At 50.4% G+C, this 17,394-nt stretch carries 12 protein-coding genes; 2 read left to right on the forward strand and 10 right to left on the reverse strand.

Features of this window, described 5'->3' with window-relative positions; genetic code table 11:
- Nucleotides 1–306 precede the first annotated feature (306 nt).
- Nucleotides 307–1,581, reverse strand: coding sequence for a glycerate kinase type-2 family protein (locus ACR9YC_RS09880; protein ID WP_438727025.1), 1,275 nt, complete (start codon nucleotides 1,579–1,581; stop codon nucleotides 307–309).
- A gap of 81 nt (nucleotides 1,582–1,662) precedes the next feature.
- Here ACR9YC_RS09880 and ACR9YC_RS09885 point away from each other — a divergent pair, with 81 nt between their 5' ends.
- Nucleotides 1,663–3,420, forward strand: a complete 1,758-nt coding sequence (locus ACR9YC_RS09885; protein WP_438727028.1) for a sugar phosphorylase — start codon at nucleotides 1,663–1,665, stop codon at nucleotides 3,418–3,420.
- A gap of 35 nt (nucleotides 3,421–3,455) precedes the next feature.
- On the opposite strand, the gene ACR9YC_RS09890 is transcribed toward ACR9YC_RS09885, so the two are convergent.
- The 9 genes from ACR9YC_RS09890 to ACR9YC_RS09930 form a co-directional block, all read right to left on the reverse strand.
- Nucleotides 3,456–4,670: a hypothetical protein gene (locus tag ACR9YC_RS09890; protein ID WP_438727031.1), complete on the reverse strand. Its 1,215-nt coding sequence runs from the start codon at nucleotides 4,668–4,670 to the stop codon at nucleotides 3,456–3,458.
- A 30-nt stretch (nucleotides 4,671–4,700) separates the two neighbouring features.
- A complete protein-coding gene (locus ACR9YC_RS09895; protein ID WP_438727034.1) occupies nucleotides 4,701–5,552 on the reverse strand; it encodes an HAD-IIB family hydrolase in 852 nt (283 codons plus the stop codon).
- 15 nt (nucleotides 5,553–5,567) lie between these two features.
- Nucleotides 5,568–6,599 (reverse strand): PfkB family carbohydrate kinase, encoded by a 1,032-nt coding sequence (locus ACR9YC_RS09900; protein WP_438727037.1) that lies wholly within the window; start codon nucleotides 6,597–6,599, stop codon nucleotides 5,568–5,570.
- Nucleotides 6,600–6,601: 2 nt separating this feature from the next.
- On the reverse strand, nucleotides 6,602–7,261 hold the full coding sequence (eda, locus tag ACR9YC_RS09905; RefSeq protein ID WP_438727039.1) for a bifunctional 4-hydroxy-2-oxoglutarate aldolase/2-dehydro-3-deoxy-phosphogluconate aldolase: 660 nt from the start codon (nucleotides 7,259–7,261) through the stop codon (nucleotides 6,602–6,604).
- Nucleotides 7,262–7,302: 41 nt separating this feature from the next.
- Entirely contained in the window at nucleotides 7,303–8,058 is a 756-nt protein-coding gene (locus tag ACR9YC_RS09910; RefSeq protein ID WP_438727042.1) for an SDR family NAD(P)-dependent oxidoreductase, read from the reverse strand.
- A 60-nt stretch (nucleotides 8,059–8,118) separates the two neighbouring features.
- Complete coding sequence (locus ACR9YC_RS09915) at nucleotides 8,119–9,399, reverse strand: MFS transporter (RefSeq protein ID WP_438727044.1); 1,281 nt, start codon at nucleotides 9,397–9,399, stop codon at nucleotides 8,119–8,121.
- Between the two features lie 90 nt (nucleotides 9,400–9,489).
- A complete protein-coding gene (locus ACR9YC_RS09920; protein WP_438727047.1) occupies nucleotides 9,490–11,700 on the reverse strand; it encodes an alginate lyase family protein in 2,211 nt (736 codons plus the stop codon).
- Nucleotides 11,697–13,964 (reverse strand): polysaccharide lyase 6 family protein, encoded by a 2,268-nt coding sequence (locus ACR9YC_RS09925; RefSeq protein ID WP_438727050.1) that lies wholly within the window; start codon nucleotides 13,962–13,964, stop codon nucleotides 11,697–11,699. Before ACR9YC_RS09925 ends, ACR9YC_RS09920 begins: the two co-directional genes overlap by 4 nt.
- Nucleotides 13,965–14,127: 163 nt before the next feature.
- Entirely contained in the window at nucleotides 14,128–14,868 is a 741-nt protein-coding gene (locus tag ACR9YC_RS09930; RefSeq protein WP_438727052.1) for a FadR/GntR family transcriptional regulator, read from the reverse strand.
- 221 nt (nucleotides 14,869–15,089) lie between these two features.
- On the opposite strand from ACR9YC_RS09930, the gene ACR9YC_RS09935 reads away from it, so the two are divergent.
- The gene (locus ACR9YC_RS09935) at nucleotides 15,090–17,363 is read left to right on the forward strand and encodes an ATP-binding protein (protein ID WP_438727055.1); all 2,274 of its coding nucleotides are present in this window, start codon (nucleotides 15,090–15,092) and stop codon (nucleotides 17,361–17,363) included.
- Nucleotides 17,364–17,394 lie beyond the last annotated feature (31 nt).

The raw sequence follows: 17,394 nt of genomic DNA on the forward strand, positions 1-17,394 counted from the left end.
GCAACGCCTCACCAGTGTATTGATAGGAGGCGTTGGCAACAAATTGCTCTAATTCTCCCGAACGATAACGAACATAACGAGGCCTCAGCTTTATGAGTAGTGGTCCTTCTCCCTTTCAACTCCAATCCTCTAGCACCGCAATAGGACCATCTAAGAAATCCTGAGCCGTAGTTAAGTTTGGGCCAATCCGTTCATCTTCCTTTCGGATTCGCAAACCATTGGATAAGCGGCAAATCTCAAGCGAAAATACTGTTGGAGCAATTTTAACGCGCTGCAGCAACCCCTTGCTCCGCGATGTAAAGCGGATCACTCCACAAGCAGCACGCGCAGGTCATTGACATTGGTGCCGGACGAGCCGGTCATGAGCAGCGCCTCTGCTTGTTGGAATGCCAAATAGCTATTTTCATTTTCCAGATAAGTCTTTGCCTGTTGCGTGCCGCCCATTGCCGCCAATATACCGGGCCAGAGAAAGGCCCCTGCATTGTCTTCAGAGCCATCAATGCCATCACTATCGGCTGCAAAACCGCTAATGCCCTGCGCATCGCGCAACGCTATTGCACAGGCCAGCAAATAGGCTGTGCACCGCCCACCGCGTCCCTGACGGTTGCGCACGGTTACTGTGGCCTCCCCGCCGGATATCAACGCAGCTTTGCGCCCCTGTGCTTTGAGCTTCAGCGCCTGCGCAGCATGGTCACGGCCCAGAGCCAGTGCATCGCCCTCTAAAGCATCGCCTAGCATGATCGGCTCATAGCCATGCTCTGCCACCAAGGTGCAGGCCGCTGCGCACATATCAGCCGGGCGAGCGCACAAATCCCATGTTGTGCGTGCCATTTCCTGCGCATCCGGCTTAGGTGTTTCCAGCCGTCCATCGCGCAACTGCGCGGCTATAGTATCAGGAACGGCTATGCCATATTCATCCAATATGGCCAGCGTATCAGCGCAACTTGCTGGATCCGGCAATGTCGGGCCAGAACCGATCATCGCTGGGTCATCGCCGGGAATATCCGAAATGGCGATCATATGCGTGGCTGCTGGCCATGCCCGCGCCGCCAGATGACCGCCCTTAATGGCAGAGAGATGTTTGCGCACCACGTTCATCTTGCCAATCGGCGCGCCGCTATGCAGCAATGCCCGTGTGATGCTTTGTTTCTCCGCCAATGTAAGGCCACCCGCCGGACAGGGCATGAGCGCGCTGGCCCCGCCGGACATCAATACCAGCAGCAAATCGCCCTCTTGCAAATTGTCCGCAGCCTGCAACGCCAAAATGGCCGCTTGCGCGCCTTCAGCATCCGGCACTGGGTGAGAAGCCTCTATCAACCGCAAATGCTGCGGTGCAAAATCATCCAATCCATATCCCTGCCGCGTAACAATCAGGCCATCAATATCCTGCGGCAGGCGCGGCAACACCGCCGCCGCCATATGCGCGGCTGCCTTACCAACAGCCAGCAAATACGTCTTTCCTGATGTTTTTGGCCAAGTTGCGCCGCGCAAGGCATTATCCGGTAAAGCAGGCGCTAGCGCTCCAAAATACAGCTCTTTTAAAAAGGCTTTTATTGCGAGAGGATTTGTTGTTTTATGCACTGCACAATAAAGCACTTATTAGCATGAAAAGGTCAAGCGGCTTTTTTTTCATGTTAACCGCCAAAAGGATGTTTGACCGCCATGACCGACCAACCCGTTTTCGATCATCTGCTGCAACGCCTCGCGGCACAGCTTGGTCTTCTCTACCCTGATCATGATGGCTTGGAGTTGGCGCGGTCTATCGTCACGCGCTTCTGGCCAAAAGGACGCGAGGCTGTGTCGTCACGTCAGAGCCGGGAGGACGCATTGTGGGATGAACGCAATGTGGTAATGATCACTTATGGCAACAGCATTTTGGAAAAAGATGAAAAACCGCTCAAAACACTACACAAATTCCTGAAAAACCATATCGGCACCACGATCAGCGCCGTGCATATTCTGCCCTTTTTCCCCTATAGTTCGGATGATGGCTTTTCAGTCATCGACTATTTGCAGGTTGATGACAATCTGGGTGATTGGGACGATATTGAAGCGATTGCCAGTGACTACCGGCTTATGGGTGATCTGGTCATCAATCATGGTTCCAGCAAATCGCAATGGTTCCAGCAATTTTTGTCAGACAAAGCGCCTGGCAAAGACTATTTCTATACTGCCGATCCGGCCAGCGATCTGGGCGATGTCGTCCGTCCGCGCTCTCACCCGCTGCTCACCCCTTTCCGTACCGCAGCCGGTGACCGGCATGTGTGGAGCACATTCAGCCCCGACCAGCTTGATTTTGACTTTACCAATCCGGATGTTCTGCTGGAATTTGTGTCCATCATCGCGGAATATATTGCGCATGGCGTGCGGATTTTTCGGCTCGATGCTGTGGCATTTTTGTGGAAGAAGATCGGCACGCCATCAATAAATCTGGATGAGACGCACGAAATTATCCGCCTTTTGCGCACTTTGATGGACCATCATGAAGAAACATTGGTCATCATCACTGAGACAAATATTCCCAATCATGAGAATCTGACCTATTTCGGCAATCAGAATGAAGCGCATATTATCTATAACTTCTCTTTGCCGCCATTGCTTGTCCATGCGCTGCTGACCGGCGACAGCCTTTATCTTAAACGCCTGACACGCAGCAATCCACCAGCGCTTAATGGATGCACCTATTTGAACTTCACTGCCAGCCATGACGGTATCGGCCTGCGCCCGACAGAGGGCGTGCTGCCGCAAGGTGAAGTTGATCATATGCTGGCCGCAATGCAGCGCTTTGGTGGGCGTATTTCCATGCGACGTGGGCCGGGCGGCACAGAAAAGCCGTATGAAATGAATATCTCCTTTTTCGAGGCGATGCAGGGCACTGTCGACGGGCCGGATGAATTTCAGATAGAACGCTTCATGGCCGCTATGGCGGTGATGCTGGCACTAGAGGGTATCCCGGCCATCTATATCCATAGCTTGCTGGCCACCCCCAATGGCTATGAAGAGGTCAATCTAACCGGGCAGAACCGTTCGATTAACCGGCGACGACTGGATTATGACGCGTTGACAGCCAAGCTGGATGACCCGCAAACCGTGGAGGCACAGGTTTTTGCGCAAGTGACAGCATTGATCGATGCCCGCAAGGCGCAAAAGGCTTTCCATCCCAATGCCGTACAATTCACACTCACATTGCCCGAAGGTCTGTTTGGTATTTGGCGCCAAAGCATTGACCGCAAGCAAAGCATTTTTGCGGTCACCAATGTTACCAACAGCACGAAAAACCTCTCATTGGCCGATATCAATCTGATTAGCGGTGATAGCTGGCATGATCTAATATCGGGCGCGCTTATTGAGGATATCGAAGCGGATTTCCCATTAACGCCCTATCAGACAGTGTGGATTAGCAATGGCGCGATGCCATAGCCCATTATACCTGAATAGGTGCAATAGGCTTAATGCTAATCCGCATTGTCCAGCCTTACTGCTTCGGTAAAGCGTTCCGTAAAGTCCGGAATGGCACTGTTGATACGGTTCCAATTGGCCATAAAAGGCGTCTCATTGGGCGACTCCAGAAACATTTCACCAGCGGTCATGATATTTTGCGCAAACAGCTCAACCGTGGTTTCTTCTTCGTGCCTATCCAGCGTGAGGCCGTTCATCACGGCATCATGATAGAAAGTCTCAATCCGGTCCAGCGCCATGCGGAAATAGGTGGCCTTTAATGTGCGGAATGTTTCTTGCGACAAGACCTGCCCGTCAGTGGCCAACTTGCGGAATATCGACTTGGTGATGTCGATACTCATTTTCGACAAGCCTTTGTCCTGATTATCATGCGATACTGATTGGTGCTTATGATCGTAATTGTCCGCAACCTCGACCTGACAAATGGTCTGGATTGACTGGTTGCGCCAGATTTCTGACAAAACGCCCACTTCCAGCCCCCAATCAGAAGGGATACGGATATTTTTGACCACTTGGCGGCCCATCGCAAATTCCCCCGCCAACGCATAGCGGAAGCTGTTGAGATAGGTCAGATAGTCATTAGGCTCGCAGACTTTCTCCAGTGCGGCCAGCAATGGCCCGATTAGCAAGCGCACCACGCGCCCGTTTAACTTCTCCGTCGTTGTCCGCGCATAATAGCCTTTGGAGAAAACATAGGGGAAAGTAGGGTTTGCAACCGGATACATGAGCCGCGCCAACATGCCGCGATCATAAGTCAAAATATCACAATCATGCAGGCCAACCATTTGGGCATTGGTGGCGGAGAGAAAATAACCAAAGCAGAACCAGACATTACGCCCCTTGCCCGGTTCAGCGGGTGACAGGCCATGCTCTTTCAGCTCTTCGTCAAGCGCGGTTAAACGCGGGCCGCTATTCCACAAAATATGATGGCGTTGTGGCAGGCGTGAGAAATAGTTTTTCGCATAGGCAAATTGCTCTTTATCAGCCCTGTCCAACCCGATGATAATATCGTCAAGATAGGGAACTTCACACAATTGATCGACGATATTTTCTAGCGCTGGGCCTTCTAACTCTGAAAACAGACTGGGCAAAACCAGTGCCATCGGATTGGCTTTGCTAAACCCCACCAATTCGGATTCAAGCGACTCAACCGAGCGGTCCGACAGATTGTGAAGCGTTGAAATTACACCATTTTGATAAAAGTCAGCCATGCGTATCCCTCTTTGAAGGATACAGACTAGTCAGCTTTCACTCAGGTTAAAACCCAATTCAGATAAAATATTTTGCACCGCAGCATTCCAGCCTTTTGGGCCAGGGTGCGGCGCAATATGCATATGCGGGCCATTGGCAGAAATCGTCACGCCATCCGGGTTTGGCATAATCACGCCATGGTCCGCGGCTTTGATCATAGCCAGATCATTGGGTCCATCTCCCAAAGCAATGGTAACAATATCCCGGTCTGGCGCTCGATCGGCAAATGCAGCAGCTATGCGTGCCATCGCCATTTCCTTAGTGGCATGACCAGTTAAGTGGAAAAAGCGTCCCCCGCGCTGAACACGGATATTCGCCGCTTCCATATGCGCCGTTAAAGCTGCCATTTGCTGATCAGAACCCGACCATGAAAAAGGTTCACTGGCCTCACGCTTCCCTGCCCGCTTTGCGCTCTCCAGCGACAGGCCGGTTGATTGCGCAATGTCTGTAACGCTCATATCTGAAAAGCCAGTGATATGCTGGCGTATATCGTGCGGCAATGTTGCAATGGCGGACAATATATCGGCGTAGGAAAGGCCCAATATATGCATATGCGGCGTGCCATGCGTGCCCGCATCATTGCCAATAATACCGCTCACATCATCAATGACCGAGCCATTTTCGGTCACGCCCACAGCGTAATTAAGAGGAATGTCTTTGCGCAATGCCTGCAATTCACTGCGCGTTTTGCTGGTAACCGGAATAATTTGAGCAATATTATGTGCCTCCAGCCCTGCGATCAAGCGATCGGCAGGGCTGGAAGAATAATTGTGATGATCCAATAATGTGCCATCAAGATCGGTAAAGATCAGTGGCAGAATATTGGCGGGACCGGTTTGCACAGCGCTTTGTGAGCCTTAACGCTGAACCCGGCCTGATCCGTCGCCAGACATCAGCTTCTCAACTTCGCTGACGCTAACGCGGTTAAAGTCACCCAAGATCGAGTGTTTCAAACAACTGGCTGCAACAGCGAATTCCAGACTTTGCTGGCGATCATCATAGCGGTTCAAACCGCAAATCAGTGCCGAGGCAAAGCTATCACCGCCGCCAACACGGTCAACAATATCGGTCATCTCATAATGACGTGACAGTTTGAAATCGCTTCCACGCTCTCTCAAACATGCTGACCAGCCATTGCGGTCCGCACTATGGCTTTCACGCAGCGTAATGGCGATCACCGACATGTCAGGGTAAATGTCCAATACCTTTTCGGATAAGGCCTCATATTTTGCCGTATCCAGTTCACCGGTTTCAACATCAACATCAACGCTAATGTCCAGTGACTTTTGGCAATCTTCTTCATTGGCAATGCCGACATCGACATATTTCACCAACTCGGTCATCACTTCTGGGGCAGTCTTGCCATATTTCCACAATTTGCCGCGAAAATTGAAGTCGCAGGATACGGTAACGCCAGCAGCTTTTGCCGCTTTCACGCATTCTAGGCTAAGATCAGCCGCGGATTGGCTCAGCGCAGGTGTAATGCCGGTAATGTGCAACCATTTTGCCCCGTCAAACACAGTGCCCCAGTCAAAATCACCCGGGCCACATTCGCAAATCGATGATGCCGCGCGGTCATATACCACTTTGGATGGCCGCTGGTTCGCGCCGCTTTCCAGATAGTAGATGCCAACCCGATCTCCCGAACGACGCACATGGGCAGTATCCACACCAAAGCTGCGCAGTTCACGGATCGCCGCCTCGCCAATATCATTATCTGGCAAGGCACTGATAAAGCCAGCAGACATGCCATAATTGCTCAAAGCCACTGCGACATTGGCCTCACCGCCGCCAAAAGTGGCTTCGAAGCTAGGGGATTGAAAAAACCGTTCATGTCCCGGTGTTTTCAACCGCAACATGATTTCACCAAATGACAAAAACTCCGCCATGTTTACTTCTCCAAAGGCCGTGCTGTTTGCGCGATAGCAACGGCTTCGCGTGCCAACTCGGTAATGGCGTTATAATCATCTGCCGCAATGGCATCAGCCGGGGTCAGCCAACTGCCCCCGCATGCTATGACAGAAGGCAATGCCAAAAACTCATGCAGGTTCGCCGCAGAGACACCGCCGGTTGGCATGAATTGCATATCTCGGAATACAGAAGAAAATGCCTTCAACACGGGAACACCCCCAGCCAGCTTGGCCGGGAAAAACTTCACCGTCCGCAGGCCAAGGGCATAAGCGCGTTGCACTTCTCCAGCAGTCATAGTGCCGGCATAGATCGGCACTGACTGGCTTTGGCAAAACTCCGCTACGCCATCAACCAGACCGGGCGAAACCACAAATTGCGCACCCCGCGCAACAACATTTTGCGCCTGTTCAACAGTAAGCACAGTCCCCGCACCCACAATCAAACCCTCGGTCTGCTTGACAATAGCTTCCATACAGTCAACCGCTGCATCAGTGCGCAGCACGACCTCTATAACAGAGAGTCCGCCCTCTTTAAGCGCATTGGCAGTCTTTACCGCAACCACTGGGTCATCTGCTTGGATCAGAGGTACTATAGGCGCGGCGCGCAAACGCTGTTCCAGCGTTTTACTGACATGGTTCATTAAAAAGTCTCTTTCTTTGTTTTGCTTCAACCCTGGTAAAGTCAGGAGAAGAATGTGCCGCCATTGATATCAACATTTGCACCAGTAATAAATGATGCTTCATCAGTTGCCAGATAAACTGCGGCGTCCGCTGTTTCATGCGCTGCACCCTGGCGGCGCAGCGGGGTTGCATTGGCGACATTTGTGCGCACAGCATCTTTGGTAAACTTATCATGGAAGGTCGTTGCGATCATGCCAGGGCACAAGGCATTAACGCGAATACCGCGCGGACCAAGTTCTTTCGCCATGCTGCGCGTAAAGGTCATTACAGCGGCTTTTGATGTCGCATAAGCAGCTGCACCGGGGCCGCCGCCATCACGGCCCGCTTGTGACGCAAAGTTCACAATGGCAGAGCCTTCAGGCATGTGTGGAACAACAGCTTTGGTGGTCAGGAAGGTGGATGTCACATTCAACCGCATAACATATTCCATGAAATCAAAGTCCATGTCGTCAAGAGCGCGGCGTTCTACCAGACCGCCGGTGACATTGATCAAAACATGAATTGCATCGCCATATGCGGATTGCGCAGCAGCAACCAGAGCAGCAACATCATCAGGCTTGGTCATATCGCCCTTGACGATAATGGCTTCTCCGCCGACGTCTTTAATCTCAGCCAGTGTTTCATTTGCCTGATCTTCATTGTTGAAATAGTTTACAACAACTTTGGCGCCTTCTTTGGCGAGCTTCACCGAGACTGCGCGGCCAATGTCGCGACTACCGCCGGATACAATCGCCACTTTGCCCTGTAATTTGCTCATAATTTACTCCTGAATATTATTTTGATTTGGATGATGTGTAATGCGTCTAGAATTTGCCAGTCATGCTGATTGTTTAACGGGCTTGAGCGGCTGAATATTGCTGCACAAGAACCAGACCGAGAGTACCGAGCAAATAGCCAATGCCGCACCGACCACAAAGGCAGGAGCATAGCTTTGCACAGTAATCACCGGAATAAGGAAGTTCAGCCCGACAACAGCCAATTTTGCAGCTGTTCCGGCAAAACCTGCAAGGCTGCCGACTGATTTTCCGCTGTAAAAATCGCTGGGCAATGTTTGAATGTTACCGATTGCAGTCTGGAACCCGAAGAGAATCGCCGCCATCAGGAATACCGCTAATAATGGCGTAGAAGCCTGTGTGGTCAACAGTAAGAAGACAAGCATGATAAGTCCGCCTAGACCAATGACAAATTTGCGTGTCTTATTGACTGTCCAGCCTGAATCGATACGGTTTTGCGCCAAAAGACCACCAAACCAAGCGCCGAACATCGCACCAACATAAGGCAAGGCACTATAAGCAGCGATTTGCTCAACACCGAAGCCATAGGTTTCGTTGAGATAAAGCGGCAACCAGCCAATGAACAGCCACCAAATAGGATCGATAAAGAACGACGCAAGAATAACGCCCCAGCTTTCCTTACGGCTTAAAATTTCCATTGAGTCAGGAGCATAATCTGCAACTTCATTGGTATCTTTGTTACGTTGACCGCTTAAAATGAACTGACGCTCTTCCTCAGATAGCCATGGGTGCGTAGCCGGCTCTGATTTGTAAACCAGCAGCCATGGCACCAACCACAAAAAGCCAAGGATACCGACAGAGATGAATGTCGCCTGCCATGAGCCCAGAAAGTAAAATAAAAGACCGATAACTGGTCCAGAAATAATTCCGCCAATCGCTGCACCAGAGTTAAAAATACCCTGCGCCAATGCACGCTCATTAATCGGGAACCATTCGGAATTTGCCTTGGTTGCACCTGGCCAGTTGCCAGCTTCTGACACACCCAAAATGCCGCGGAAGATGGCGAAGCTGGTCAGGCCGGTTGCCGCAGCATGCAGGATCGTCGCTGCCGACCAGACACCGATGGCAAGAACGAAACCAATACGCGTGCCCACCCAGTCAAATATCTTGCCAAATAATGTCTGACCGAAAGCATAGGCAAAGGTGAAAACATTAAGGATTATGGCATAATCGGTTTTGGTAAGACCAAGTTCTTCAGAGATTTCCGGCCACAAAATGCCAAGTGAACCGCGATCAATATAATTGATAATTGTTGCCAGCGCGACAAGCCCGACAATCCAGAAACGAAACTTGCCCTTTAACATGTGCGGCCTCCTGCAAGCAGATTGCGCCACATTATCATGCCAATAGCTATTTTGGTGTTCGGCATTTTGGCCGTTTCTACCCTTATCATATCAACCCTCTTCCATATCTATATACGCAGCAAAACCGGTCCAGCTCACCGTCCGGCCGTCAATTGTCACGCTATGCTTTTTGCTTGCATCTGGATCGTAAGAGACCGCCAAAGCGGCTTTCGCGCCGCTTAAAGTTTCAATCAGCAGCACGTCTGAACCCTGATCTTCGATAAGACCTATCGTCTTAATCTGGCTGTCACTTAGACTGGTTTTCTCTACCGCGCCGTCATACCGCCCATGCGCTTCTAAAATGCTGGCAAATACAGCATCTTTACCACCGGCTATACGCTGAATAACCATCGGTTCACGGCGCAAATTGAAATTCGGATCATTTGCGCCGCTTTCTGCCAGAATCGCTTCGCTGCCCGATTGTGGTACCCAACGATAGGAATAAAAACGCCCGTCCAAAATCCACGTCACAAATGCATTGGATGCGTCCACCGGTTTGCCTTTGGCATCCACCCAAATATGCTGATAGCCATTGTCGCTGCCCAGTACAGGGCGCCCTGCAACGTTGGAACTGGTGTCAAAGCCAACGCGCATAATCTGGCCATCATAATGGACCGGCAAATCATATTGACGCGGCTGATCAGATGAAGCGCGGGTTATATCGACAACGACAGGATGTTCCAAACCTTTGACGTTCAATAACGCCATTGTCCGCGTGAAACGGGTTCCATCATAAGCGCCCACCATTTCGGCCGTGCTGATCTGGATACCATTACCGGAACTATAAAATAGCTGGGTTGGCGACAGGCTATCGCCCAATTTGGTATTGCTGTTAAAATGGCTTGTTTCGTCAACCACCAGTGTATTGTGCGCAATGCTTTGTTTGGCCCAGCTTTCATTCTCGGGCAGATAGCGGCCACCCTCTTTAGCCTCAATATTCAGGAAGCGTGCCGCGCCATAATCTGTAACAATTTCACGGCCATTGTCATAATATTGCCAGCTCAGCTTATCAAAATGGCCGTGCCCCATACCTTGCGAGCTGTTTTTCAAAACCAGCGCTTGATGCTTATCACCTGTGCCATTGCGGAAAATGGCAACGGCGCCTTTATCGCCCTGCGGACCATCACGCAGCAATAATGATGCAAATGGAAAGGGCTTTGCCTCTCCTGCGGCCAAATCACGCGCCAGCATGGCGCCATTATCGGTTAAGACCGTTCGCCCCTGCCACCGTGCAATATCCAGCAGCGCCGGATCGCGCGTTTTCCCGTAAGCAATAGCAACGCCATTATATAATTCGTCGGTTTTCAGGCTCTTGTCTTTAATGGCATCGTTAAACGGAAAGAAAAAACCGTCATATGTTAGCTGAACCGTGGTGGTCAGCGCTTTGAGCAATATGCCATCACGATGCTCAAAAATCTTACGCTCGGGCTGATTACGTTCAATGGCATCAGCAAAGACGATAAAGGGCATAAGCGCATAGCGCTGATAATAGGGCCCTTCAGTATAATAACCGTCTGGGGAGAAGAGCAATTCTGTCTGGCGCAGGAAACCCGTCTTGCCGCTCTTGTCGAGACCTTTGAGTGCAATCTCAACCAGATCATTATCGCCCAGAACATAGCCTGTCATGCCAACACCGGCTGTCGCCCATGTTGCATGATTATGGATGCGGGAAAATGTCGCTGCTGAACCGGTTGACAAGAAAGCCGCAGCCTTGCGGAAGACATTATTATCAATGTTATCGCGATCAGCCTTGCTCAGGCTATCGCGGATCAGTTCATAACCCTGAATACTATTTACCAGCCACACCGCGTCATTCAAAACCTGCCAGAAAATGCGGCCGGGGTTCTGGTTTTTGCGCGCCGGATGGTCAGGCAATGTCGGATACATATCAGCATAAGCGAGCAACACATCGCGTGCATAATCGGCATATTGCTGCTCACCTGTCAGGCGATATAATTGCCCGCTCAGATAGATGGCGCGGTAATTGTCCTTATGCTGCTCATGTGTATAGCCGCCACCGGGATCTTTTGGCAAAGGCACCACAATGCCATTTGCACGCATGCGATCAACAAATCTGCGCGCCCGTTGCATTTCATCGGCAAATAAAGGCGCATATTTTGATGGCGTTTCTTCGTTCGCTGCACTCTGTACGGCATCGATAGAGGGATAAGCACTCGCACTTGGCTGCGCAGCGGAAACGGGCATTGCACCAGCTATCAAAAGCAGCGGTGAATAACGCAGGAAATATGATTGCAATGTCATTGGTTTGCCTCGACTTCGGGGCCAGCTTCCACAAAGGCATTGTTGGATAGCTCGGCGCGTGATGGTCCCTCAAAGTTCAATTCTTCGACAATCGGCGCGTCTGTCGCACTAAAGGCATTGCGCATTATCCGTGTTTGCGGCCGCCCGACAGTGTGGCGCACAATTATCGGCGCAGATGCTGTAAAAGCAGACTCAACAATATCCCCATATTGCACGCCATGCAGCACCATGGATGCCCCGCTTTGGTTATTGCCGCTCTTGCCAACATTGGTGAATGAAGATTGCTGCAAAAGGAAGTGCGGCCCGAACGTGCTTTCATCGCGGCCGCCGCGATAAATGTTGAACGCCGCGCTGCCAATATCGGTAAAGCTGGAGCCTGTAACCTCTATATATTCAGCATTATATTGGCCATAATCCTCTGTCTCTGCGGCCGCCAATATGATGGAACCGGAAATATTCTGGAACCTGCTATTGTTGATCGTCACGCGATCAGCGAAAGAGCTTTTGCCCAGATTGATAAAGTGGAACGCCTTGTTCACCTCCAAATTGGTGACGGTCACGCCCTGCATTTGAATGAGAAAGTTGGATTGGATCGGATAGATTGTGGTTCGGATTACAGCATTACCAACAGAGTCAGGCGCCAGACTGCCATCTATATGGATATTTTCTAGAGCAAGATTGCCACCTTCGCGAATTTCAATCAACGATGGTCGGCCAAATTTTATAACCACCTTTTCAGCCTGAGCATTATCGGTCTGTGCAGCGCCGGCCTTGAGCGTAAGGGTTTTGTCGAGCAGCATGGTCTTGTTGACGATATATTCACCCGGCTGAAGCACCAGCGTATCGCCCTCTTTCGCCGCCGCAAAAGCTGATGACAATGTGTCCTCTCCCGGAGCGACATCCACCATGGCACCTTTACCGAAATTATTGCCTGAAACGGGTTTTGCATACCAGCGCGCACCCGTTTGATCGCGCTTTATCGGCTTAAGATCACGCGAAACGCCCGCTGTGATGCCAATGGGGTAAAGCAGACCATTATCAGCCCGTTCAAACATAATATCGCTGGCTTTCAAAGCAGCGAGATCATTTGAGGCTTCGCTAGCAGCCAGATAGTTCTGGCCGAAAGCAATGCCAGAAATATCATCTTGCACCTTGATAAAAGTACCCTTGCCTGAGCCAGAGAGAATATTGCCTGAAAAGCTGCTATTCACAGGCGGCGCCGAGCGCTCGCTATCTGCCCCAGCGTTGAACGTAACGCGCTTACTATTGATAACACTGTTATTTTCAACAACGGCATTATCAACCTGAACATAGCGATTGATCGGCGAGTTGGGCACGCCATTCATAACCGTAAGCGCGCTGGCAAAGCCAGTGCCGGTCAGCCCTTCCATATAATTGTTGCGGACGGTTTGGTTCTCATTAATGACGCGGATACCGCCTGTATGGTCTTTGCCATTGCCAAAAAATACATTATTTTCAACCAAGCTGTCATTGCCATGGCGCAGCGTTAAAGTGCCGCTAGATTCGTAAAAGACATTGCCCCGGAAAATATTGCCGCCCGATTTTGACGAGATGATTTCCACCTCGCCATCACAGCGGTCAAAATAGTTATTTTCCACCAATGTATAGGAGTTTGATGCAGAATATTTGCTGGTGCCGATGCGCAATGTTTCTCCACCATTCGACCCTAAGACAGGGCGCGGGCCGAAATAATTATGATCAATGCGGTGATAATTTTCTTGGCTATCTTCACTGGTAAGACGCACCGCCAGCGTGACACCTTTATTGGTCTTTCCGGACAGATGATTGTGATCAAAGCGATTATTCTTGCCATATATGCCGACCCAATAATCACTTTCAAAACGGTCAACTTTGCTGAAACCATCAATAACAACCTGCGTTACCCGGCTATTATTGGCCAGTTCTGTTTTTGATCGGCGGAAAGAAATAACTTCATTGGTAGGACTAAAACCGTCTTTGAACACCAAACCAGAAACCAGCATATAGCTTCCGCCAATACGCAAATTGGACTGGCCAGTCAGAAATACCTTACCAGCCTCTTCGGAAATCAGTGTAATCGGCTTCTTGCTTGTGCCCTTGCCTGAAAATTTGATTTCAAAATCCCGCCATTCACCATTGGCAAGAATGATAACATCACCTGCTTTGACTTTTTTCTCAGCTGAAAAATACTCAGCCTGCGTGCGGACAAAATAGTCTTCCGCGTAAGCTGGCGCTGATATAAAAAAACAAGCCCAAAAGAGCATAAAGACGCGCAATTACAATTCCCCCCGAAAATATTATATTTATAGAGGACAACCTATTGACTCTATACCAATTGTCAACACCAAAAAAACATACCAATTGTTTCATTAGGGTATAGGTATAATTGCTACCAAATGGCGCTATTCTACCATATTTGTGGACCGATTAAGCAGGTACGCTGCCATCCAGAAAACGGACCCGACTTGCGCGCAGGCGTTGCTGCACTTCTCGCATCGCTTCTTTCTCAGATACGTCGAGCATTGTGCTTATCAAGCGCAGAAAATGCTGGCGCATAGCGCGGCGCGCTAACACTGGATCACGCGCTTTAAGCGCTTCCAATATATCCTGATGCTCTTTCGAGCGCAGTTGCCCATCATCACAACAGACAGCATCATAACTGCTCTTCACGGCGGGCAATTCTTCGCGCATCCGCCACAATGCTTCAATGGTATAGACCATTGCGGTATTCGAGGATGCTCTTGCGATAACCGCATGAAATTCACGGTCAGCAGCCAACGCCACTTCCCTATCACTAGATGCCATCTCTTCGATAAGCCGGTCTAGCTTTGCCAAATCTTCATCAGAAATACTTTTGGCCGCCAGCGCTGCTGCCTCAGCCTCAATCAGTGATCTGGCTTCGGTTAGTTCAAAGGCGCTAACATCTGGCAAGGCATTTTGTGCAACGGGCTGATCATCACTGACGTAAATTCCGGAGCCTGTGCGAATATCAACTTTGCCCACCGCTTGCAGCGCAATTGCAGCCTCTCTTATAGTCACGCGGCTAACACCAAAACGTTCTGCCAGATCGCGCTCACCCGGCAAGCGGGAACCGGGAGGGAAAACCCCATCAGAGATAAAGTCGCTGATTTTCTCAGCAATGTCCTGGAAAAGTCTTTGTTTACCCACGTTTAGTTTAACCCTCGCCTATATAAAAGACCCGTGGCTGCTCTTACAAATTAACGCCTTGCACGTCAAATAAGCAACCAAATTACGTATACAGCCTTTCTGCAGCTGCACTAATGCGGAAAGATAACATAAATATACCAAGATATCATGCCCCATAATTGCCCGTGAATGGAAAGTGACAATTTAGTGATTTTAAAAGATAGTGACGCTATGCTGTCCATATGGCATCGGATGATCTCGACCTTGAAGCAGCAAAACAGCATATTCGCCGTCTGGAACGCCGATTACAGCGCAGCGAAACGGCACGGCAGGAAGCCGAGGGACTGCTGCTTAGCAAAAGCCGCGATCTGACAGCAGCGCGCGAACGACTGGCAGAGATTGAAGAACGCACATTGGCGCGCTTAGAGCGTGAGAAAGAGACTCTGCTAAGAGCGCAATATCTGGCGCAAGTTGCGACCTTCCAATTTGATAGTCTTGGCAATATCATCACGTCGAGCAATCTGCGCGATGTTCTGGGGGCAGCCAAAGAGGTTGAAAGCATAGACCAGCTTGTCGACATGCTGCACCCTTTGGAAACACTGCCCGTTGAGAGATTATTGTCTCATGTCGAAGCGGGCGGTTTTGTCGGTGATCAGACCATGCGTGACACACGTTTTCTGGACCAAGACGGGGAAACGCGTTGGCTGCGCTGGAATTTGAGCCAGACGAAAGAAAGCAGCCAATCCAGCGATAGTGAGAATATCATCACCTATGGCGCCGTGCGCAATATTACGCAGGAACGACAGACCGAACGACGAGAAAAGGCCTTGCGCGTTATCAGCGACCGGCGGCTTAACCAGTCGGAGCAATTGTCGGAAGCCTTGCACGAGAAAAGTGGCCAGCTCACCCAACAAATTGCCGAATTGGAAGCTGTTGGTGAAGCTCTGACCGCTGCACGGACCGAGGCTGACGAAGCCAATAAAAGCAAATCGCGTTTTCTGGCGATGATGAGCCATGATATCCGCACGCCGCTCAATGCTATCATGGCGATCTTTGAATTACTGATGGTGTCAACATCCGATCAAAAACAGTTAGAACTGTTGCAAACGGCCTCTACTAGCGGCGATCAGCTATTGTTCCTGTTGGCTGATATTATCCAATATGCACGCTCAGACGGGTGGCAGATCAAGCCAGACATCAAAACCTTCCAGCCACGCCCATTTCTTGAAACTCTGGTCAATAGCTGGCGTCAATTGGCAAGGAAGAAATCCCTGCAAATACAGCTGGTCATGGCCGCTGACCTGCCCGATGCTATCAGGACCGACCCTGTACGCCTGCGGCAAATCGCGGATAATTTCCTCAGCAATGCGATCAAATATTCACACCATGGTGTGATAAGCCTGAATGCGGAAATGAAATGGGACCGTGAAGAGCCCCATTTCCTGCTATCGGTATATGATGAAGGGCCGGGCATAGCAGAAGACCAAAGATCACGCATTTTCCAGGCCTTTGACCGCGGCGGCATAACCATTGAAAGCGGCATTGAAGGCACAGGCCTTGGACTGGCTATCTGTCAGCGGATCACCAAGGCGCTTGGCGGTTCTATCGGCACGGAATCCAATGCCCCGACAGGCAGTATTTTCTGGATAGAATGCCCTGTGACAATCGGAAATACTGACGAATTGCCCGCCAGAAAGTCTATAGCAGACAAAGGCAGCGCTCTGTTCGATGAGCAATATGCCCTAAAAATATTGGTCGCAGAGGATGTTGCTGCCAATCAGATGGTCATGGGCAATATGCTGACCAATTTTGGCGTGGACTATGATTTTGCCAATGACGGCCCGGCAGCAGTGGAGATGGCCCAAAGCGGATCATATGATGCCATCTTCATGGATATCTCCATGCCCAAAATGAACGGCATGGATGCCGCCCGCGCCATTATCAAAGCCATGAAGCAAGAAGCGCCGATGATTTTTGCTGTCACGGCATTTTCTTCAGCAGAGGAGCGCAAAGCCATTATCGCCAGTGGCATGGATGGCATTGTGTCCAAGCCTATCTCTTCACGAACCATTGAATCTGTGCTGCAACAAATAACCAATGATGGACAGGCCGAACATTCTGTAGTGAATGTGCAGGATGATGCAGTGACTATTGAAAACAACCTGCCCATTCCCGAATTTGAAGATGTTGGCGTTATTGAGATATCACGTCTGGAAGACATGTTCGGCGGCATGGAGCAAAGTCTGCAAGAGCGGCTGGTACAAGCCGTTGAGGCAGACCTGAAAAACTATTTCTCGCAATTTGAAGACGCTGTAAATGCCACAGACGGTGAGTTAATCTCCAAATCCCATCACGCGCTGAAAGGCCTATGCTCTGGCTTTGGTGCCCATGCACTTTTGGCGAAATTGGAAGGGATACGGGAAAACCCCGGTACCAACATCAGTGCAAAACTTGATGAAGCCAAGGCCAGTTTGGAAGAGACCTTGTTAGCGCTTCAACAATTTTTGGCACATTGATGTCAGAACCGGGGCGGTCTGGTCGTTATAT

Source organism: Parasphingorhabdus sp. DH2-15 (genome assembly GCF_051668705.1).
Taxonomy (GTDB): domain Bacteria; phylum Pseudomonadota; class Alphaproteobacteria; order Sphingomonadales; family Sphingomonadaceae; genus Alterisphingorhabdus.

Bases quoted from the DNA above. Each gene is read 5' to 3' on its own strand.
- ACR9YC_RS09925 (WP_438727050.1), bottom strand. From the start codon at position 13,964: ATGCTCTTTTGGGCTTGTTTTTTTATATCAGCGCCAGCTTACGCGGAA.
- ACR9YC_RS09900 (WP_438727037.1), bottom strand. From the start codon at position 6,599: ATGGCGGAGTTTTTGTCATTTGGTGAAATCATGTTGCGGTTGAAAACA.
- ACR9YC_RS09910 (WP_438727042.1), bottom strand. From the start codon at position 8,058: ATGAGCAAATTACAGGGCAAAGTGGCGATTGTATCCGGCGGTAGTCGC.
- ACR9YC_RS09920 (WP_438727047.1), bottom strand. From the start codon at position 11,700: ATGACATTGCAATCATATTTCCTGCGTTATTCACCGCTGCTTTTGATA.
- ACR9YC_RS09890 (WP_438727031.1), bottom strand. From the start codon at position 4,670: ATGGCTGACTTTTATCAAAATGGTGTAATTTCAACGCTTCACAATCTG.
- ACR9YC_RS09915 (WP_438727044.1), bottom strand. From the start codon at position 9,399: ATGTTAAAGGGCAAGTTTCGTTTCTGGATTGTCGGGCTTGTCGCGCTG.
- eda (WP_438727039.1), bottom strand. From the start codon at position 7,261: ATGAACCATGTCAGTAAAACGCTGGAACAGCGTTTGCGCGCCGCGCCT.
- ACR9YC_RS09885 (WP_438727028.1), top strand. From the start codon at position 1,663: ATGACCGACCAACCCGTTTTCGATCATCTGCTGCAACGCCTCGCGGCA.
- ACR9YC_RS09935 (WP_438727055.1), top strand. From the start codon at position 15,090: ATGGCATCGGATGATCTCGACCTTGAAGCAGCAAAACAGCATATTCGC.